Genomic DNA, 20,105 nt, shown 5'->3' with positions numbered 1-20,105 from the left:
CCAATCCTTTTTATACTAGTGATGTAAGCGGTAACAACGTAAATGAAGGGGGAGGTTCACTTGAAAAAGAAAGTATGGATTTATGCTGTACTGGCTTTTAGTTTGATTCTGTCAGCATGCAGCCAATCCAGCTCGGGACAGAGTGATCAGAAGAAAAGCTCTGGCAAGCTGGAGATTTTCAGCTGGTGGACAGGTGCCGGTGAAGAGGACGGATTAAAAGCTCTTATCAAGCTATTTAAAGAAAAAAATCCTGATATCCCAATCGAGAATGCGGCTGTAGCCGGAGGAGCAGGCACGAATGCCAAGGCAGTACTGGCAAGCCGTATGCAGGGGAATGATCCTCCTGCTACTTTCCAGGTACATGGCGGTTCTGAACTGAACGACGGCTGGGTGGCTGCAGGCAAGATGGAGCCTTTGAATGATCTGTATGACAAAGAAGGATGGAATGACAAGTTTCCTAAGCAGCTGATTGACATGGTCAGCAAAGACGGGAAAATTTACTCTGTTCCAGTAGATATCCACCGCGGAAACGTTCTCTGGTACAACAAGAAAATTTTCACTGAAAACAATCTTGAAGCTCCAAAAACGTTTGATGAATTTTTCAAGGTTGCTGACCAATTAAAGAAAAAAGGGATAACACCTCTTGCCCTTGGGGATAAAGAGCCGTGGACAGCCACCATGATTTTTGAAAACGTCCTTCTCGGAACGCTGGGAAATGAAGACTATCAGAAATTGTGGAAAGGCGAAATGAAGTTTGATGACCCAAAAGTGAAGAAGGCTGCTGAAACGTATAAAAAAATGCTTTCTTATATTAATTCTGACCATAGTTCAAGAAACTGGCAGGATGCTTCTCAAATGGTCGCCAAGGGCGATGCAGCGATGAACATCATGGGAGACTGGGCCAAAGGCTATTTCGTGAATGATCTTAAGCTTAAAGTGAACGAAGACTTCGGATGGGTGCCGACACCAGGCACAGAAAATCAGTTTATGATCATCACAGATACGTTCGGACTTCCTAAAGGTGTGAAGAATGCAAAGGATGTCAAGCAGTTCTTATCTGTTTTAGGCTCAGTTGATGGCCAGGATGCTTTTAATCCATTAAAAGGGTCTATACCAGCTAGAACTGACGCGGATGTTTCCAAGTATGATGAATACGGAAAACAGACGATTAAGGAATTTAAAGAGGCACAGCTGGCTGCTAGTCTTGCACATGGTTCAGCCGCTCCTGAAGGATTTGTAACAAAAGCTAATCAGGCGGTCAATATTTTTGTAACACAAAAGAATGTGAACCAGCTGATCGATTCATTAACACAAGCGAGCAGTGAACTGAAAAAGTAAGGATTGAGAGAAAAGAGGAGGAGGACATCTCTTCCTCTTTTCTTAATACCAACAAAGATTAAGGAGGAACGGTTGGATGGAACCCAAAATATTGCCTTCTCTTCAATCAGGCACTTCATTAGCCGTTTCAGCAAAGAAACGGAAAAAACGAAATGTAGATCAGCTTTTGTCTTTTGTTTTTATTCTCCCTTCCATTTTGGCAGTAGGTGTGTTTGTCTATGGATTCATCGCCTGGTCCGGGTATGTTTCATTATCCAACTGGAACTCTCTTGTTCCAGACATGTCTTTTGCTGGGTTTAAGAATTATGTTTTCCTGTTTAAGGATTTCCGGTTTCAGGCTGATTTAAGGAATACACTGTTCTTCACGGTGTTCTTTATTCTTGCTGTTCTTGTGATGGGATTGTTGCTCGCTGTATTCCTTGATCAAAAGATCCGCGGGGAAGGGCTCTTCAGAAATATTTTCTTTTTCCCTATGGCCCTTTCTTTTGTTGTTACAGGCGTCATCTGGCAGTGGCTGCTGAATCCGGCAACAGGGGTCAATCTCTTTTTGAAGAAATCAGGTCTGGATTCCCTTTGGTATACTTCAGTAAAAATTATTCCTGGAGTGGAATGGGGGAAAATTCAGTTTGGTGTTCCTGTTGCGGTGATCGCAGTCGTCATCGCCGCTGCATGGCAGATGACCGGGTTTTCAGTGGCAATGTATTTAGCAGGATTGAGAGCCATCCCGGAAGAAATCAGAGAGGCTGCCCGAATGGATGGTGCTTCCGAATTTCAGATTTACCGTAAAATCATTTTCCCAATCGTTGCTCCGGTAACCGTGAGTGTTGTCATCATAATGGCCCATATATCGTTAAAGATCTTTGATTTGATCTATGCCATGACAGGGCCAGGAGCCAATTTTGTCACAGATGTTCCCGGCGTCTATATGTTTGAGACCACATTCAGGGGCAACTATTATGCAAACGGTGCTGCCATTTCCATCATCATGCTTGTAACCGTTGCCGTCTTTATCGTACCTTACCTTATTTCAAGCAGAAAGGGGGAATCGTGATGGCAGTACGCTCGGTTTATCGTACCCTTCTTTACGTTTTGCTGATCATCTTAAGTCTTTTCTATCTTATGCCTGTCTATGTCATGCTGATTACGAGCCTGAAACCGCTTGACCAGATTACACTGTCACAAATGTGGGAACTCCCGCATTCACTTGATTTCAGCAGTTATCAGCAGGCATTCGAGAGACTCTCCCCCAATTTTATGAACAGTATTTATCTGGTGATTCCTGCGACACTTTTGTCCGCTTTATTAGGTTCGTTAAATGGATACGTGCTTTGTAAGTGGAAATTTAAAGGAGCCGACTGGATTTTTACCGCTATTTTGTTCGGTATGTTTATCCCTTATCAGAGCATTTTGATCCCTCTCATTCAATTTTTGCGTGAAGTAGGCCTTTATAACAGCATACCGGGTCTGATCTTTGTTCATGTAGTATACGGAATTCCGATTACTACTCTAATGTTCAGAAATTTTTACGCCAGCATACCTGAGGAAATGATGGAATCAGCAAAGATTGATGGAGCTGGCATCTTTAAAATCTATCAGCATATCATCGTACCGCTCTCTATTACCGGGTTTGTTGTTGTAGGAATCTGGCAGTTCACAAACATATGGAATGAATTTTTATTTGCTGTAACGATTACAACTTCGTCGCAGCAGCCGATCATGGTAGCACTCCAAAATCTTTCAGGAAGTCAGATTGTACAATGGAATGTTCAAATGGCCGGTGCTTTATTGGCCGCTTTGCCTACTCTTCTCGTCTATATTTTCCTTGGTAAATTTTTTGTAAAAGGCCTTTTGGCAGGTTCGGTCAAAGGATAATAGTGAAGACAGTCTGATTCGAGCAAGAGCAGGCTGTTTTTTTGTGCAAATTTTTTTATAATATTCTTACTTTTATATATACTGGCTATAAGAACGTTTAAGGAGGACTATCATGAATCAGAAACGGTCGGAAGAGAACATTCACAAAACGTTTAAAAAGGAAATTTTTGAGTTCTTCGAAAATGAACCGTATGCAAAGTTTTTAGGCATCAAATTATTGGAACTAGGAGAAGGGACAGCAACAGCAGAGGTTGAAGTTGAAGCTCACATGTTAAATTCCCACGGCACGGCTCATGGAGCCGTGATTTTTGCATTGGCTGATTTTGTGTTTGCTGCCGCATGCAATTCCTATGGGAAGACTTCAGTCGGACTTTCCACCACGGTGAATTTTATGGCAGCAGGCAGAGCAAGCGCTAAACTGAAAGCGGTTGCTTCTGAAGAAAAGAAAAACAACAGAACCGCCTGGTATAACATCAGAGTTGAAAGTGAAGGAGAGTTAATTGCTGTAATGGAAGCTCTTGCCTATAGAAAAAGCGGATATTTTGTTCCAGTGGAAGAGATGGAAAAGCCAATACCAGAATCCTTATAAAAATCGGTTATCATTCTATGAAAGAAGGGAATGTACCACCGACAGATGAACCTTTAAAAATCACTGTTCAGTTATGAGGAGGTAAAGTATGAAAACGCAGGCAACAGAAATGAACAAAATGCTGAAGAGCTATCAGACGGTTCGATCTTTCAGTGAAATGCTGGTGCAGCCGCTGAATCTGGAGGATTTTATCATTCAATCCATGGAAGATACCAGTCCTCCTAAATGGCATCTTGCCCATACAACTTGGTTTTATGAAAAGTTTATTTTAAAAGAATTCGCCGAGGATTACCGGGGGTTTAATGACCAGTTCGATTATTTATTTAACTCTTATTATGAAACAGTGGGCCCTTTTCATCCCAGAATTCAGAGAGGTCTGATCACTCGTCCTTCGGTTGAGGAAGTGTTTGAATACCGCAGTTATATTGACGTACATATGGCTGATCTTCTGGAATCCGGCATTTCTGAAGAAAAGAAGAAAGAGCTGCTGCAGGTTCTTGAGATCGGATTACATCATGAACAGCAGCATCAGGAACTGCTCTTGACAGATATAAAGTACAATTTATCTCAGAACCCTTTTTTGCCGGCCTATCAAGAACAAAAGGAGAGAAATAAACCTTCTGCCGGTGCTTCAACTTATTTTGAACTAAAAAGCGGGCTCTTTGAAATCGGGAACAATGGTGAAACTTTTTGCTTTGATAATGAAACACCTCTTCACAAAGTATGGCTCGAACCATACAAATTGGCCACACATCTTGTTACCAATGGAGAATACTTGGCATTCATAGAGGATGGAGGATACAAGAAACCGCAGTTTTGGCTCTCCGACGGATGGAGTGGGGTATGTAAAAATCAATGGGAGTCGCCATTGTATTGGTTTAAGAGGGATGATGAATGGCATGTATATACCCTTGGTGGAGAGAAGAAGCTAGATCACGATGAACCTGTATGCCACGTCAGCTTTTATGAAGCGGACGCTTATGCAAGGTGGGCAGGTAAACGTCTTCCTACAGAACAGGAATGGGAACATGCACTGGCAGGGAAAAAAGTGGAGGGGAACTTTGCAGAAAGTGGAAACTATCATCCGGTTTCTTCCGGTTTACATGAAGATGGTCCCTTATATCAGACTTTCGGCGATGTGTGGGAGTGGACGAAGAGCCCTTACGTTTCTTATCCTGGGAACAAACCTTATGAGGGAGCTCTCGGAGAGTACAACGCAAAATTCATGTGTAACCAGATGGTGCTGAGAGGCGGATCCTGTGCCACCTCATCCTCACACTTCCGACCGACTTACCGGAACTTCTTTCAGCCGGAGAAAAGGTGGCAGTTCAGCGGCATTCGTTTGGCTGAAGACGTAAAGAGAACATAAGCTGTTCTTCTGCGTTGTTGGCCATCTGCAGTGCTCTGCAACAGAGGTGAACTTCACATTGTTTTCTTCCACGATTGTTCCCCTTCATACGTTCTATTTTACTTCTATGCTTTGCCTTAATTTGGGTTAAACTAAACATCATGTTCAGGTTTCAGCTTTGGCGGCGCAGTGAAAGTAAGAAAAACAATATTCTTTTCGCAAAAGATCGGGGGAGAGTATGGAAAAATCATATGATTGCATCATAATTGGCGGCGGAATTGCAGGATTACAGGCAGGTATTCAGCTAGGACGTTATAAACACAAAACACTTATACTGGATTCCAATAATGGAAGATCCAACTTGTGCAAAAATTACCGGAATATACTGGGTTGGCCTGAAGGAGTAAGCGGAGAAACGTTAAGGCAAAGTGGAAAGAAGCAGGCTGAAAGGGTTGGTGTCATATTTAAGGAGCAAAAAGCCTCCAAGTTGAATAAAAGTGATAACATCTTTACCATAACCACTGATCAGCAGGAATTCCTGCAGACCCGAACCGTATTGATTGCCACTGGCGTCATGGACAGGCTTCCTGCAGGAATCGAAAATTTGAAAAAATGTCTGGGTGAAACCATGTTTATCTGCCCTGACTGTGACGGCTATGAAGTTGAAGATAAAAAACTGATAGTTATTGGTTCAGGACAGGCTGGAGCGGGAATGGCCATCACGCTGAATTATTGGACGAAAGACATCACATATATTAACCATGAGCAAAAAGAATTGGATGAATCAACGCTTCAGGATTTAAAGGACTTAGGCATTCTGCACATCTCGAAACCCATACAGGAAATTATCGTGAAGGGCGAGTCAATATTTGAAGGAGTCCTATTTAAAGATGGTGAAAAAATAATGGGTGAGCGTGGTTTTGTTGCCTTTGGAGGAAACAGGGTACATTCAGAACTTGCAGAGAAGCTGGGGGTTCAACTTGAGAAAAAGCACATCGTTGTTAATGCAAGAACGAAAGAAACCAATATCGAAAATGTATGGGCGGCCGGAGATGTTGTCGCTCACTCCGAGCAGGTTGCCATAGCCATGGGAGATGGCGTACAGGCAGCGATTTGGATTCATAAAAGACTTCGTTCTTTAGAGCCTTAGAAAGGGAGGAACACAGAACGGATGAAAGCATTCAGTGAAAGAATTGATAGATTGAACACCCACTCTGTCAAATGGGATCATACGAAAGCGATATTTGGAAAAGAAGATCTACTCCCGATGTGGGTGGCAGATATGGATTTTAAAGCTCCGCAGCCAGTCATCGATGCCATGAAACAAAGAATTGATCATGGTATTTTCGGATATTCTATGGCCACAGAAGATACAAAGCAAATCGTCATAAACTGGTTGAAGAAAAGGCATAACTGGGACATTCAAAGTGATTGGATCGTCTTTACCCCAGGTGTTGTTCCTGCTCTTTCTGCAGCGATCCATACCTATACCGACCAAAATGATGGGGTGATGATCCAGAGTCCGGTTTATTACCCGTTTGGTGACATGGTGAAAAAGAACAATAGAAAACTTTTCAGGAATTCTTTGCGCTATAACGGTGAAACCTATGAAATGGACTTTGAAGACCTTGAGTTACAGTTCCGGACGAATAATATTAAATTGATGCTCCTTTGCAACCCTCACAATCCTGTGGGCAGAGTATGGACCAAAGAGGAACTGGCGAAATTGGCAAAACTCTGCATTCAATATGACGTATTGGTGTTTTCAGATGACATTCATTTTGATCTGATCTATAAGAAGTACAGGCATACGATCTTGTCCTCTTTGTCCCCTGAAATTGAGGACAGGACGATCACAGGAATTGCTCCAAGCAAGACGTTTAATCTTGCAGGACTTCAATTTTCTACAATTATTATTCCGAATAAAACACTAAGGGACAAATTTAGTGATTATTTAGCAACAATTGGTTTTTTTTCACCAGGATCTTTGGGGATCATTGCTGCGGAAGCTGCTTATCAGCATGGGGAAGAATGGCTTGAGGGCTTAATGGAATACCTGGAAAGCAACCTGGACTACTTGAAAAATTTTATAAAAGAGAAGCTTCCCCAAATTAAAGTGATCGAACCCGAAGGAACCTACTTAGTTTGGCTGGACTGCTCCAATCTAAACATGGATCATAAAAAATTGGAGAGCTTTATGCAAGACGTAGCAAAATTGGCATTTGATGAAGGTTATATCTTCGGGAAAGAAGGAGAAGGCTTTGAACGAATCAATATTGCCTGTCCTCTTGAAACCTTGAAAGAAGGATTAACAAGATTAGAGAAAGCGATAAATAAACAAAATGTTATTTGATGAAACCGCCCTGAATCTGATTCAGGGTTTTTTAAATTGGAAAGCTCTGTTAGTCCATGAAGTTTTTTGGTGGCGTATGATTGAAGAGCCGTCATATCATAGTCAGCTATCCCCCCTTCCTATTGGAGTAAAAGATCAACAATATGCTTTAAAAAAGCCAATTGGAAAGAATTACTGTGCTAAATCAGTTGAAAACTTAAGGAATCCTTAGTAAAATGGCAAACTGTGTGAAGTGAATCGATCAAAGAGAAAGGGGGAAGTCAGGATGCATAACGTAATGGAAATAGAAACAGCTTCGGTTGAACAAGCGCGGAACAGTCTGGAATTTCAAGTGCTTCGAATGCAGAATGATCTAAAAAAAATAGCTAAAAAGTGGGATGTCCTTGGGGTCGAACAGACAAAAGATGACCATCTGACCATCGTGTACAAATTGGAAAATAAACATCAGTGTAAAATTATGCTGAATGACTGCTCCACTTCTTTTCAAGGAATTTGGGATTTTTCCATTGATGCCATTTATGACAGGAATGATAGTATCTTTATCGGAGACATTAGGGGACCCGCCAACATGGGTTATGGCTCAATTTGTATACGATATTTGAAGGAACTGGCGAAGGACCAAAACATCCCTTATATAAAAGGGGACATTGCTCCAAGAGACTGGGACCACGTAAACCGGCTAGTCCATTTTTATGAAAAGCACCATTTTTCAGTTCAATTGGATAACGAAAGCAAATCTGGCAGTATCGTTTGGAATGGCTAAAATAATTATTTCCTTTGAAAGTTAGAAAGCAACGTTTATAAACCTCCCGCCCGGGTATGTAAACACCCAAAAGCTTTAAAAGGAGGAATCTTTATGGGCAAGAATGTCCTGGGCGTTTTTAATTATGATGAGGAAGCAGTCATTGCTGTACAGCAGTTGAAGTCAGACGGTTATCCTATTGATGAAATCTCATTTGTCATCAACCATGATGGATTCAAAGATACTCTCGAAAAGAGGACGGGAGCTGCGGTTGATATCATTAATCAAGAAGAAACAATATTCCAAAAAATTAAAAATATTTTCTCGAATGATCCGTATACAAATAACTTCGAAGAAAAACTGGCTGGGCTAGGCCTCCCGGAAAACAAAGCCATAACCTATGCATCTGAACTAGAAGCAGGAAAGATATTAATGCTGGCAGGCTCAGATTATCAACTTGATGCGAGGGGCGAAAAGACTCTAGCAGAGTCCGAGACCTTTGGGCATGACAAAACACCTCATTCATAACGAAACAGAAACCAGTTCCATACCTGAGAGGAACTGGTTTCATTTGATTGTAAATATTTGTGCTATATGTTATATTATGTTTATACGTTTGTTAACAATATATTATACAGGCATCCAGCGAGGAAGAAATTTAGTTCCTCGCTCTTTTACTATCCAGACTGCTATCGCTAAGTTTTCCTTAGGGGGAGGACTAGGAGGTGCAAGATGATTAACGAATATCAATCAAAGATCAAGCACATGCCCATTCCATACTTTGAAATTGATAAAGAAATGAATATCTTGGCTCAATCCGACAAATCAGTCGAAACTTTTTGTAATAAAGGAAATTTTTTAGATATTGTTGATCTCGAAAGCCGTGAGAATGCTTTGATATTTCTTGTTTCTAAAAAACGGCAGCAAGAAATCGAGCTGGTTCTTCAGACGGCTCATTCACCTTATTCATTGTTCAGCTGTTCCATTCACTGGAATGAAGGGATCGGTTACCTTGTTTGTATTGAACAAACGGACAAACTCAAGAATCTTGAATCTAAAATTGAAAAGCAGTGCAAGCGGCTGGCTGAAACCAATTTTGAACTGCTTGAACAGAAAGGGCAGCTTGAACAATCTTTAAAACGGATATTAGAGCTTTCTGCACATTTTATTAAGTTATCTGAATCTGTAGGACTAGTTCCGCTTACTGGCGAGCTCAATCCGGAATTGATTCGAGAAAACCATTTAACCCTAACCAATATTGCACACGATGGAAAATTTACTACGGTATTTTTTGATTTCAGCAGTGTCGGTAAACTTACCAGTGAAGGCATTGAATCATTTTCACAGCTCATACACAGTCTGAATCTTGTAGGCGTAATCTGTTATGTGATCGGCCTGAAACCCGAACATGCCGTATATTTAAAAAATAAAGGCCTTAATAAAAAAACGTATTTCATGCGGAACCTGGATGAAATCATTCAAGTTGATCTGGAGTACAATCCTAAAAAGAATTCAATCATGCTGCATTAAAACCTATAGGGAGGTTTTTTCAAAATGAGTATACCCATCCTAAAAGTCAATGATTCATTGCTTGTCTCCATTCAGGAAGATTTGGACGATCAGTCAGCAATACAGCTTCAGGAAGATATTCTAAAAAAGATTCAATCTACCAATGCTAGAGGTATTGTAATGGATCTCTCTTTGGTCGATCTGGTGGATTCCTTTATTGCCAAAATACTAGTTGATATTGTCAACATGTCAGATCTGATGGGAGCCAGGGTCATTGTAACGGGTGTTCAGCCTCTTGTTGCCATTACACTGAATGAGATGGGAATTTCCATGAAAAATATATCAACCGCCATTGATGTAGAAAAAGGTTTAGAATCTTTAAAAGAACTTAACGGAAGACTCCAAAATTAAAAACATAAATCCTAGTTTGAAAAGGGGCTGTCCTGAAAGTCGAAAATTGACCTTCAGCAGCTCCTTTTTGTCTTGAAAATCTTCAATGAAAAGTTGATTGAAGTGGAAGGTGCGAGACTCCTCGAAAATGAACTTCACATTTTCTTCGTGCGATAAAACGCTGCGGGAGTCTTCCTTGTCCTGCGGGACTAGCGTGACGGGTGAGACTCCCGCAGGCGCTAGCGCCAAAAAGTAGGCGTTCACGCGGCTCACCGCACGCCCCGCGAAAGTAGGAGCTCGCGCCGGTAAAAGCGAGCAGCCTGGAGCGGAAATCAACAGCTTACAGACTTCTTGGACAGCCCCTTTTTTTAGTAAAAGTTTAAAAATTCACGGTAAGGGTAGTGAGGAAATGAATAGTTTATAACAATTTAAGAGGAAAGCAGTGGTGAGCGATATTGTCAGATTCAATACATGTGAAAATTAACGGCATTCAAAAAACAACCCAATCAGATCAAACCGTTCTACAGCTTCTTTCAGAACATGACATTGACGTCCCCAGTGTCTGTTACCACCCTAGTCTCGGACCGATTGAAACCTGTGATACTTGTATTGTCAGTGTGAACGGAGAGCTTGTAAGATCTTGTTCAACTTCTTTAAAAAATAGAGATGTAATTGAAACAGCATCAGAAGAAGTCAGGAAAGCACAAGTCATCGGCATGGACCGGATATTACATAACCATGAATTATACTGTACGGTATGTGATTACAATAATGGCGGATGTGAAGTACACAATACGGTAAAAGAAATGAAAGTCAACCATCAGAGCATCCCGTTTGAGCATAAACCGTATGACGCGGATCAGTCTCATCCGTATTACCGGTATGATCCTGACCAATGTATTCTATGCGGACGCTGTGTGGAAGCTTGCCAGGATGTTCAGGTCACCGAAACACTGACAATTGACTGGGAAAGGGATCGCCCTCGTGTGATCTGGGACAATGATGTACCGATCAATGAATCATCATGTGTATCCTGCGGCCATTGTTCCACCGTTTGTCCTTGCAACGCCATGATGGAAAAGGGGATGGAAGGAGAGGCCGGCTACATGACCGGGATTGACCGTAAAACCCTTCGTCCCATGATTGAAATTACAAAAAGTGTAGAAACGGGTTATGGATCCATTTTGGCCATTTCAGATATGGAATCTGCGATGCGTGAGGAACGGATCAAAAAAACAAAAACCGTATGTACGTATTGCGGTGTCGGGTGCAGCTTCGACATCTGGACAAAAGGCAGAGAGATACTCAAAGTTGAACCTCAGGCAGAAGCTCCGGCAAATGGGATATCCACATGTGTTAAGGGGAAATTCGGATGGGAGTTTGTCAACAGTGAAGAAAGATTGACTAAACCTTTGATCAGAGAAGCTGACGGATTCCGTGAAGCCGAATGGGATGAAGCGATTAGCCTGATCGCGGAAAAGTTTTCTGAAATCAAGAAAGACCATGGAGCAGACGCCCTTGGTTTTATCAGTTCTTCCAAATGCACAAACGAAGAGGCCTATTTGATGCAAAAACTAGGGAGAGCTGTCATCGGCACTAACAATATTGACAATTGCTCAAGGTATTGCCAGACACCTGCCACCCTAGGTCTGTTTCGAACAGTTGGACATGGCGGAGATTCGGGCGGTATTAAAGATATTGAGATGTCTGAACTGGTCATTGGCATAGGTACAAATACTTCTGAATCGCATCCTGTACTCTCCACAAGAATTAAACGTTCACATAAGCTGAACGGACAAAAGCTGATTGTAGCTGATTTAAGAAAACATGAGATGGCAGAACGCTCAGACTTGTTTGTCCAGCCGGCACCAGGGACTGACCTTATCTGGCTGTCAGCAGTGTCCAAATATATTCTTGATATGGGCTGGGCCGATAATGACTTTATTCAAAAGAGGGTGAACGGATTAGAAAACTATGTTGAAAGTCTTGCTCCATTTACATTGGACTATGCTGAAAAGCTGACTGGTATGCCGAAAGAACAAATCATAAAAATTGCTGAAATGATTCATGAAGCGAATTCTGTTTGTGTATTGTGGGCCATGGGGGTCACACAGCACAGTGCAGGAAGCGATACGAGTACAGCCATTTCAAACCTTATGCTCATTACAGGCAATTATGGCAAGCCCGGGGCAGGTACGTACCCACTTAGAGGGCATAACAATGTACAGGGAGCAAGTGACTTTGGAAGCATGCCGAACAGACTTCCGGGCTATCAGCATATTGAAGAGGAGCAGGTGCGGAAAAATTTTGAACAGGCCTGGGGCGTGAAGCTGCCGGAAAAAATCGGCTTAAATAATCATGAAATGGTTGCTGGCATCCATGATGGTACACTCAAAGCCATGTATTTAAAAGGTGAAGATATGGGAATCGTTGATTCTAATATCAACCATGTACATGCAGCATTCGAAAAGCTTGAGTTTTTTGTTGTACAGGATATTTTCCTTTCCAGGACAGCAGAATTTGCTGATGTTGTTCTTCCTGCAAGCCCCAGCCTTGAAAAAGAAGGCACCTTTACAAACACTGAACGAAGAATTCAACGTTTATATCAGGTGTTGGAGCCTTTAGGTGATTCCAAACCTGATTGGAAGATCATTCAACATATAGCAAATTCACTGGGTGCAAACTGGAAGTATGAACATCCTAGCGATATTATGGAGGAAGCTGCTCCTCTTGCACCTTTATTTGCAGGAGTTACTTATGAACGCCTTGAAGGGTATAAAAGCTTGCAGTGGCCAGTGGCAGTGGACGGAAAGGACACGCCTCTATTATTTACAGAGGACTTTCCATTTCCTGACGGGAAAGCCAACCTTTTTCCATTAGAATGGACAAAACCAGTCCATTTTGGAAAAGAATATGATATCCATGTAAACAATGGCCGTCTGCTTGAACACTTCCATGAAGGGAATATGACATATAAAGCAAAAGGAATCGCCTCAAAAACACCAAATGTTTTCCTGGAGGTTTCTCCCGAGCTTGCGGAGGAACGCGGACTGAAGAATGGCTATCTTGTCCGCCTCACTTCACCTTATGGAAATGTCAAAGTGAGATGCCATATTACCGATCGGGTGAAAGGGAAAGAAGTTTACCTTCCGCTGAATGATAACGGAGACGCAGCGATCAACCTTCTGACAAGCAGTTATGCTGATAAAGATACCGATACACCAGCTTATAAGGAAGCCATGGCTAAGCTGGAAGTCCTGAATACTGAAGGAGTCGACCCTATCCCAAGAATCAACCATCGGAATGGAAACCCACAGCCGCAGATTGGTGTAAATGTGCAAAAGAAATGGGCAAGAAAAGATTACGTTTTTCCTGGTGACCTTGTAAAAAAGGAGATGAAGCAGGATGGCTAAAGCAACGAAAATCATAAAGAGGCTGGAAGTTACAGAGGAAGAGCAGCGAACCAGAGACTTAAAAGAAGTAGAAGATGCTTTGATTAAAAACAAAGATGCACTTCTGGAATCACTCAGTGTCATCAATCATATGCATGAAAAAGGAATCATCTCTCTGTTAAACGGGCTGTTCGGACAAGGAGACAAAGTACTTGAGATTTTGGTTAAGACTGCTGATACGCCAGAGACCTCGAACACTCTTAAAAACCTTCTTTTGATGATGGGAGTATTGGGCACTCTCGATGTAAAACAGCTTGAACCCCTTTTATTGAAAGTCAACGCAGGGGCAGCCAAAGTAGCCGAACACAAAGATACCGAAGAAAAAACAAGTTATTTTGATCTTGTACGTGCACTTAAAGATCCTGAAATCAATCGCTCCATAACCCTTCTCATGACATTTTTAAAAGGAATGGGCGAAAAGACCGAGCATAAAGAACGCAGCACAGAAGAATTCACGGTTCAAAGAAAAGATAAAGGCAAAAATCTTGGATGATAGAAAACGAACTCCCTAAGCAGGGAGTTCGTTTTTTATGGAATTACCTAAAATTTATCGACAATCTTTTAGCTTATTTCTGCTTTGACGCGTTCCGTCCTCTGAATATTCGCTAAAAATTCCGTATTATTACACTTTTATGCAGATTTAGGAAGAATTAAAGAGAAAGGTTTACAACAAGAAAAAGTTTGCGAATTACAACAGGTGGTAATATATAGATACAATTAAAAATAAAGGTTGTTTAATAGATGCAGCGGTTTCAATCTATTTGTAAAGAGGAGGTATTGGCTTGAAGTACAAAGTAAAAGATTGGCTCAGACTGACTCCCCGTGAGAGATACTTGCTTTTGTACGCTGTTGCCCTGCTTCAAAAAGAACAAAGAGCGGTATAAAGAAAAAGCTGCACATGGCAGCTTTTTTTACTGATATTGCTCAAGTTTAGAGAAGAAATGTATAACAAAGTCGTAAAACACATTTTCAGCCGGTGCCAATTCCCGTTTCTTTGGTGTAATAAGCCCAACTGTACGCTGAACAAGCGGAAAGTCAATGGGCTTTTTTACTGTGTAGCGAGGAGTGGTTTCATAGAAAGAACTATCGGGTAATAAGGTTACACCCATTCCTGCCGTAACCAGCCCTTTGATCGCATCCATATCTTCCCCTTCAGAAGATATGATAGGCGAAAAACCGGCTTCTTTACAGGCATTAATGACTACTTCCTGCAGCACATAGCCTTCAGGAAACAAGACGAAACGGTCATTTCTTAAATCACTTAAAACCAAGCTGCTTTTATCTGCCTTTGGATGGTCAGCTGGTAACAATGCGGAAATTCTTTCCGTAAAAAGGATGTGGCCCTTAACATCAGGCTGATTTGCTGGAACAGGCCCTAAAAACGCTAGATCAATATCCCCATTTTTCACAGCATCGATTAAAAAATGATAAGATCCCTGACGCAGGTGAAAAGCGATGTTCGGATACTCTTCTTTAAACGCTGAAATAATAGTAGGCAGAAGATGGCTTGCGAGGCTGGTCGGAAAACCGATCTTGATTGTACCTCGTTCGGGATCCAAATATTCTTCTATTTGTTTTCTTGCATAATCTATTGCTTTTAATGCAGTGGATGCATGGGTCAAAAAAAGTTTTCCTACAGGGGTCAGCTTTACATTTCTGCCTTCTCTCTCAAACAGTTCGACATTTAATTCTGCTTCCAGGTTGGCAATTTGCCTGCTGACTGCGGACTGTGCCACATGCAGATGCTGTGCCGCCTCGGACACGTGCTCTCGCTCTGCCACCTCGATAAAATAGTGCAATTGACGAAGTTCCATTTTGATACCCTCCAGCAATCATTCTCAAAAATAGATTAATCTTATCTAAATTATATATTGTTTGGATGAATTATTAAACCTACACTATAAAAAAGACATTTGAAACGGGGGAGCGAACAATGACATTCCATAACTTACCAAAACCACAGGGCCTCTACCGTCCGGAATTTGAACATGATGCATGCGGTATTGGCTTATACGCCCATATTAAAGGATTAGCTACCCATGATATTGTAAAAAAAGGTTTAAGTATGCTTTGCCAATTGGATCACCGGGGAGGGCAGGGAAGCGACCCGCTAACCGGAGACGGTGCTGGACTTATGGTACAGCTTCCACACGAGTTCTTCAAAAAAGCATGCCCTCAATTCGATCTTTCTGAAAAGGGAAGATACGGAGTTGGCATGATGTTTCTTCCAAAAGACGAAAACGAACAGCAATCCGTTAAGAATAAATTAAACCAAATCATTGAACAAGAAGGCCAAAGCCTCATTGGATGGAGAAGTGTGCCTGTAATTGACGGAAAAATCGGAACTATCGCACAAGAAAGCTGCCCATCCATTCATCAGGTTTTTATTAAAGCCTCAGATCATACCAAGAATGAACTGGCGTTTGAGCGCAAACTGTATATCATTCGGAAACTAGCAGAGAAATGGGGAAAAGAAAACCAATTAAACTTTTACTTCTCTAGCCTTTCTTCATCCACTATTGTATACAAGGGGCTTTTAACACCTGAACAGGTAGATGCATTTTACCGGGATCTAAATGACCCTTCTTTTGTTTCAGCATTCGCTTTAGTGCATTCCCGTTTTAGCACAAATACATTTCCGAGCTGGGAAAGGGCTCATCCAAACCGGTACCTCATCCATAATGGCGAGATTAATACGTTAAGAGGCAATATTAATTGGATGAAAGCGCGTGAACAGCAATTTGCTTCTGAAGCTTTTGGAGATGACTTAGAAAAACTGCTTCCGATACTTGATACAGAAGGCAGTGATTCCTCCGTACTTGATAACGCTCTTGAGTTTTTTGTCCTGGCGGGGAGAGAACTTGCACATGCAGCCATGATGCTGATTCCTGAACCATGGTCTGAAAATCCTCATATGACAGATGAAAAAAAAGCTTTTTATGAATATCATAGCTGTCTAATTGAGCCGTGGGATGGCCCCACAGCCATTTCTTTCACAAACGGCCGCCAAATCGGCGCCGTCCTTGACCGAAACGGTTTACGGCCCGCGCGCTATTATGTGACGAAGGATGACTATATTATTTTCTCTTCCGAGGTTGGGGTCATTGATGTAGAACCAGAGAATGTACTCTATAAAGATCGGTTAAGTCCAGGAAAAATGCTTCTTATTGATCTAGAAAAGGGAAGAATTGTTTCAGATAAAGAAATTAAAACTGAACTTTCCCATGCCAAGCCTTATCGCTCATGGCTAGAGGAAAATCTGATCCATCTGGACAGCGGCTCACATGAAGAAAGTGCTGAATCAGTTGATCAGCTCGTACTCCGGCAGAAGACGTTTGGCTACACGCATGAAGATATTCATAAATACTTGATTCCTATTATCACAGAAGGAAAAGATCCAGTCGGATCCATGGGGAATGATACACCTTTAGCTGTGTTGTCAGACCGCCCCCAATCATTGTTCAATTATTTTAAACAGTTATTTGCACAAGTAACAAATCCGCCGATCGATTCTCTTCGTGAACAAGTGGTTACGTCAACAGTCAGTTATTTAGGAGCGGAGGGCAATCTGCTTGAAGCGAACGCAGCTAGCTGCCGTCGTATCCAATTGGATACCCCGATCCTATCAACCGGAAGATTCAACCAATTACAACAAAATGTCTGGCCTGAATTTTCGAGCAAGACTCTGCATACACTTTTTTCTGAAGATTTGGAATCCAGTTTGAATCAATTGTTTTCGCAAGCAGAAAGAGCGATTGAGGAAGGACATACTCTTCTCATCCTTTCAGACCGTGAAATGAATGATAAGAACATCCCGATGCCGGTTCTGTTATCAACAAGCGCACTCCATCATTATCTTGTTCGAAAAGGACTTCGAACGAAAGTAAGCATAATTGTTGATTCCGGGGAAACCAGGGAAGTCCATCATTTTGCAGCACTCATTGGCTTTGGAGCAGACGCCATTCATCCTTACCTTGCTTATGCTACGTATCATCAGGCAATTATTGATGGTCATCTGTCCGTTTCTTTTGATCAAGCTGTTCAAGGTTATATTAAAGGAGTGACAGACGGGGTCGTTAAAGTGATGTCTAAAATGGGCATCTCGACGATCCAAAGTTATCGAGGAGCTCAAATTTTTGAAGCGGTCGGCATCGGCCAAGAAGCCATTGACCGATACTTTACTGGAACGGCATCTCAGCTTGATGGCATCGATCTTCAAACGATGGGCCTTGAAGCCATACGGCGCCATTCTAAGGCTTATCGGGAGACAATGGAGGAAACGCTTGAATCCGGCAGTGATTTTCAATGGAGGAAGACAGGCGAGCATCATGCCTTTAATCCTAAAACCATTCATACATTGCAATGGGCCTGCCGAAAAAATGATTACAGCCTGTTCAAACAGTATTCTAAGGCCGCAAACGAAGAACGCCTTAACTTTTTAAGGAATTTATTCTCCTTCCCTTCAGAAGACCGAGCTGTCCCAATCGAAGAGGTTGAGTCTGTTGAAGACATTGTGCGCCGGTTTAAAACAGGAGCAATGTCGTTCGGTTCTCTAAGCCAAGAAGCACATGAAGCATTGGCTATTGCCATGAACCGCTTGGGCGGAAAAAGCAACAGCGGGGAAGGCGGAGAGGATCCAAGCCGCTTTATATTGGATGAAAATGGTGATTCGCGGCGAAGTGCGATTAAGCAGATCGCTTCAGGACGATTTGGCGTGAAAAGCCATTACCTCGTCAACGCTGATGAACTGCAGATCAAGATGGCTCAAGGAGCGAAACCTGGGGAAGGCGGCCAGCTTCCTGGAAACAAAGTATATCCATGGGTGGCAGATGTGCGAGGATCAACGCCTGGGGTAGGACTGATATCTCCTCCTCCGCACCATGATATCTATTCCATTGAAGATTTGGCACAGCTCATTCATGATTTAAAGAACGCAAACCGTGATGCGCGTATTTCCGTTAAGCTCGTTGCGAAAGCAGGTGTAGGAACGATTGCTGCAGGCGTTGCAAAAGGAGCTGCCGATGTAATAGTGATCAGCGGCTACGACGGAGGGACAGGTGCATCACCCAAAACAAGCATCAAGCATACGGGACTGCCTTGGGAGCTGGGATTGGCGGAAGCCCATCAAACGTTAATGCTGAACGGATTGCGCGACCGTGTAGTATTGGAAACCGACGGCAAGCTGATGACAGGCAAAGATGTAGTACTGGCAGCTTTACTGGGAGCAGAGGAATATGGTTTTGCTACAGCTCCACTCGTTGTTCTTGGCTGTGTCATGATGCGTGCCTGCCACCTGGATACGTGTCCGGTAGGGGTTGCGACACAAAATCCAGAGCTGCGGAAGAAATTTATGGGCGATCCAGATCATGTCGTCAACTATATGCGCTTTGTTGCTCAGGAAGTCCGTGAGATCATGGCTGAGCTTGGGTTCAGAACGATGGACGAGATGATTGGCCACAGCGAAATACTGAGCGTTTCAGAACGCACGAAAAACCATTGGAAAGCTAAACAATTGAACTTGGCCAATCTCACACATACTGTAGATGGTTCTGTCAGAACGTTCCAGACACCGCAAAATCATAAGATCGAAGAATCCATGGATATGAGAGAGATTCTTCCAGCCATATCCAAGGCTTTGGAGCATCAAGAACAAGTGAATCTATCGTTTCAGCTGAATAATACAAATCGTGTAGCCGGAACTATCTCCGGAAGTGAAATCTCAAAGAAATATGGAGAGAACGGACTTCCCGAAGATACGGTCAATCTGCAATTCTACGGTTCAGCGGGACAATCCTTTGGTGCCTATATCCCGCGCGGCATGTCACTATATTTAACTGGTGACGCAAATGATTACGTAGGAAAAGGATTATCTGGCGGAAAAATAACGGTATCTGCTCCAAAAGAATCTGATTTTCTATCGGATACAAACGTTATCGCTGGGAATGTTGCCTTCTATGGTGCAACCAGCGGAGAAGCGTACATCAATGGATCTGCGGGAGAGCGTTTTGCTGTGCGGAACAGCGGAGCAAATATTGTTGTAGAAGGCATCGGTGATCATGGATGTGAATATATGACCGGCGGAAGAGTGGTCATTCTTGGAGAAACCGGCAAAAACTTCGCTGCTGGTATGTCCGGGGGGACTGCCTATGTTCTGGCCAGTGAAAAAGAACAGTTCATATCATTATGCAACAAGGACAGTGTTGAATTTGAGGCTTTGCATGGTGATCAGGAAGAAGAAGAGGTTAAAAAGATGATTTTGAGTCATTATCATTATACGCTCAGCTCAAAAGCAGCTCTTATCCTCAGCAACTGGTCACAATACAGAAAACAATTTGTCAAAGTTATTCCTAAAGATTTTAAAGCGATGATCGGTCTGATCGAGGAACAAAAAGAGGCAGGGTTACAACATGATGAAGCCGTAATGAGTGCTTTTTTAGAAACATCATCTATAAAAAAAAGTACCCCGGTCAAAAAAAAGACTCAGTTAATTCTTAATTAGGAAAGGGGAGAGG

Annotated in this window: 16 protein-coding genes; 14 read left to right on the top strand and 2 right to left on the bottom strand. The window is 42.3% G+C overall.

Translation table 11 applies throughout. The features are described from left to right. The first annotated feature begins 60 nt into the window (after nucleotides 1-60). The 11 genes from OKX00_RS11865 to OKX00_RS11815 all read left to right on the top strand — a co-directional run bounded on the left by OKX00_RS11865 (nucleotide 61) and on the right by OKX00_RS11815 (nucleotide 10,162). Nucleotides 61-1,338 (top strand): ABC transporter substrate-binding protein, encoded by a 1,278-nt coding sequence (locus tag OKX00_RS11865; protein ID WP_416054235.1) that lies wholly within the window; start codon nucleotides 61-63, stop codon nucleotides 1,336-1,338. 76 nt (nucleotides 1,339-1,414) lie between these two features. Next, nucleotides 1,415-2,389, top strand: coding sequence for a carbohydrate ABC transporter permease (locus OKX00_RS11860; protein WP_265407504.1), 975 nt, complete (start codon nucleotides 1,415-1,417; stop codon nucleotides 2,387-2,389). Continuing rightward, nucleotides 2,389-3,210 carry a carbohydrate ABC transporter permease gene (locus OKX00_RS11855; protein WP_265407503.1) on the top strand — a complete coding sequence of 274 codons (822 nt, stop codon included), beginning with the start codon at nucleotides 2,389-2,391 and terminating at the stop codon, nucleotides 3,208-3,210. The genes OKX00_RS11860 and OKX00_RS11855 overlap by 1 nt, the downstream gene beginning before the upstream one ends. Nucleotides 3,211-3,322: 112 nt before the next feature. Then, entirely contained in the window at nucleotides 3,323-3,799 is a 477-nt protein-coding gene (locus tag OKX00_RS11850; RefSeq protein ID WP_091005751.1) for a hotdog fold thioesterase, read from the top strand. An 88-nt stretch (nucleotides 3,800-3,887) separates the two neighbouring features. Further along, the gene (gene egtB, locus OKX00_RS11845; protein ID WP_265407502.1) at nucleotides 3,888-5,168 is read left to right on the top strand and encodes an ergothioneine biosynthesis protein EgtB; all 1,281 of its coding nucleotides are present in this window, start codon (nucleotides 3,888-3,890) and stop codon (nucleotides 5,166-5,168) included. A 217-nt stretch (nucleotides 5,169-5,385) separates the two neighbouring features. Further along, entirely contained in the window at nucleotides 5,386-6,297 is a 912-nt protein-coding gene (locus OKX00_RS11840) for an NAD(P)/FAD-dependent oxidoreductase (protein ID WP_265407501.1), read from the top strand. Nucleotides 6,298-6,318: 21 nt separating this feature from the next. Beyond that, complete coding sequence (locus OKX00_RS11835) at nucleotides 6,319-7,500, top strand: MalY/PatB family protein (RefSeq protein WP_265407500.1); 1,182 nt, start codon at nucleotides 6,319-6,321, stop codon at nucleotides 7,498-7,500. Between the two features lie 265 nt (nucleotides 7,501-7,765). Continuing rightward, the gene (locus OKX00_RS11830; RefSeq protein WP_265407499.1) at nucleotides 7,766-8,263 is read left to right on the top strand and encodes a hypothetical protein; all 498 of its coding nucleotides are present in this window, start codon (nucleotides 7,766-7,768) and stop codon (nucleotides 8,261-8,263) included. A gap of 93 nt (nucleotides 8,264-8,356) precedes the next feature. Then, on the top strand, nucleotides 8,357-8,770 hold the full coding sequence (locus tag OKX00_RS11825) for a YflT domain-containing protein (protein ID WP_062232214.1): 414 nt from the start codon (nucleotides 8,357-8,359) through the stop codon (nucleotides 8,768-8,770). A gap of 204 nt (nucleotides 8,771-8,974) precedes the next feature. Next, nucleotides 8,975-9,772, top strand: coding sequence for an STAS domain-containing protein (locus OKX00_RS11820; protein ID WP_265407498.1), 798 nt, complete (start codon nucleotides 8,975-8,977; stop codon nucleotides 9,770-9,772). Nucleotides 9,773-9,796: 24 nt separating this feature from the next. Then, on the top strand, nucleotides 9,797-10,162 hold the full coding sequence (locus OKX00_RS11815) for an STAS domain-containing protein (RefSeq protein ID WP_265407497.1): 366 nt from the start codon (nucleotides 9,797-9,799) through the stop codon (nucleotides 10,160-10,162). Here the strand turns inward: OKX00_RS11815 and OKX00_RS11810 are convergent. Further along, nucleotides 10,130-10,477, bottom strand: a complete 348-nt coding sequence (locus tag OKX00_RS11810) for a hypothetical protein (protein ID WP_265407496.1) — start codon at nucleotides 10,475-10,477, stop codon at nucleotides 10,130-10,132. The genes OKX00_RS11815 and OKX00_RS11810 overlap by 33 nt on opposite strands. Before the next feature lie 119 nt (nucleotides 10,478-10,596). Between OKX00_RS11810 and fdhF the strand changes: the two genes are divergently transcribed. Together fdhF and OKX00_RS11800 are read left to right on the top strand one after the other, a co-directional pair. After that, entirely contained in the window at nucleotides 10,597-13,554 is a 2,958-nt protein-coding gene (gene fdhF, locus OKX00_RS11805; RefSeq protein WP_265407495.1) for a formate dehydrogenase subunit alpha, read from the top strand. Continuing rightward, nucleotides 13,547-14,086 (top strand): helical membrane plugin domain-containing protein, encoded by a 540-nt coding sequence (locus OKX00_RS11800; protein WP_265407494.1) that lies wholly within the window; start codon nucleotides 13,547-13,549, stop codon nucleotides 14,084-14,086. Before fdhF ends, OKX00_RS11800 begins: the two co-directional genes overlap by 8 nt. Before the next feature lie 418 nt (nucleotides 14,087-14,504). Here OKX00_RS11800 and OKX00_RS11795 read toward each other — a convergent pair whose 3' ends face one another. Further along, nucleotides 14,505-15,407 carry a glutamate biosynthesis transcriptional regulator GltC gene (locus OKX00_RS11795; RefSeq protein ID WP_265407493.1) on the bottom strand — a complete coding sequence of 301 codons (903 nt, stop codon included), beginning with the start codon at nucleotides 15,405-15,407 and terminating at the stop codon, nucleotides 14,505-14,507. A gap of 119 nt (nucleotides 15,408-15,526) precedes the next feature. On the opposite strand from OKX00_RS11795, the gene gltB reads away from it, so the two are divergent. Beyond that, nucleotides 15,527-20,092 carry a glutamate synthase large subunit gene (gltB, locus tag OKX00_RS11790; RefSeq protein WP_265407492.1) on the top strand — a complete coding sequence of 1,522 codons (4,566 nt, stop codon included), beginning with the start codon at nucleotides 15,527-15,529 and terminating at the stop codon, nucleotides 20,090-20,092. Nucleotides 20,093-20,105: the final 13 nt, after the last annotated feature.

Source organism: Fictibacillus sp. KU28468 (assembly GCF_026153615.1).
Taxonomy (GTDB): domain Bacteria; phylum Bacillota; class Bacilli; order Bacillales; family Fictibacillaceae; genus Fictibacillus_C; species Fictibacillus_C marinisediminis.
Note: the sequence above shows the minus strand (reverse complement) of the source record. Positions and strands in the feature narration are given on the sequence as shown.

Excerpts from the sequence above, each read along its gene's own strand:
- OKX00_RS11820 (WP_265407498.1), top strand. The coding sequence starts at position 8,975 with ATGATTAACGAATATCAATCAAAGATCAAGCACATGCCCATTCCATAC.
- OKX00_RS11830 (WP_265407499.1), top strand. The coding sequence starts at position 7,766 with ATGCATAACGTAATGGAAATAGAAACAGCTTCGGTTGAACAAGCGCGG.
- OKX00_RS11795 (WP_265407493.1), bottom strand. The coding sequence starts at position 15,407 with ATGGAACTTCGTCAATTGCACTATTTTATCGAGGTGGCAGAGCGAGAG.
- OKX00_RS11855 (WP_265407503.1), top strand. The coding sequence starts at position 2,389 with ATGGCAGTACGCTCGGTTTATCGTACCCTTCTTTACGTTTTGCTGATC.
- egtB (WP_265407502.1), top strand. The coding sequence starts at position 3,888 with ATGAAAACGCAGGCAACAGAAATGAACAAAATGCTGAAGAGCTATCAG.
- OKX00_RS11835 (WP_265407500.1), top strand. The coding sequence starts at position 6,319 with ATGAAAGCATTCAGTGAAAGAATTGATAGATTGAACACCCACTCTGTC.
- OKX00_RS11860 (WP_265407504.1), top strand. The coding sequence starts at position 1,415 with ATGGAACCCAAAATATTGCCTTCTCTTCAATCAGGCACTTCATTAGCC.
- OKX00_RS11840 (WP_265407501.1), top strand. The coding sequence starts at position 5,386 with ATGGAAAAATCATATGATTGCATCATAATTGGCGGCGGAATTGCAGGA.
- OKX00_RS11850 (WP_091005751.1), top strand. The coding sequence starts at position 3,323 with ATGAATCAGAAACGGTCGGAAGAGAACATTCACAAAACGTTTAAAAAG.
- OKX00_RS11815 (WP_265407497.1), top strand. The coding sequence starts at position 9,797 with ATGAGTATACCCATCCTAAAAGTCAATGATTCATTGCTTGTCTCCATT.
- gltB (WP_265407492.1), top strand. The coding sequence starts at position 15,527 with ATGACATTCCATAACTTACCAAAACCACAGGGCCTCTACCGTCCGGAA.
- OKX00_RS11825 (WP_062232214.1), top strand. The coding sequence starts at position 8,357 with ATGGGCAAGAATGTCCTGGGCGTTTTTAATTATGATGAGGAAGCAGTC.
- OKX00_RS11800 (WP_265407494.1), top strand. The coding sequence starts at position 13,547 with ATGGCTAAAGCAACGAAAATCATAAAGAGGCTGGAAGTTACAGAGGAA.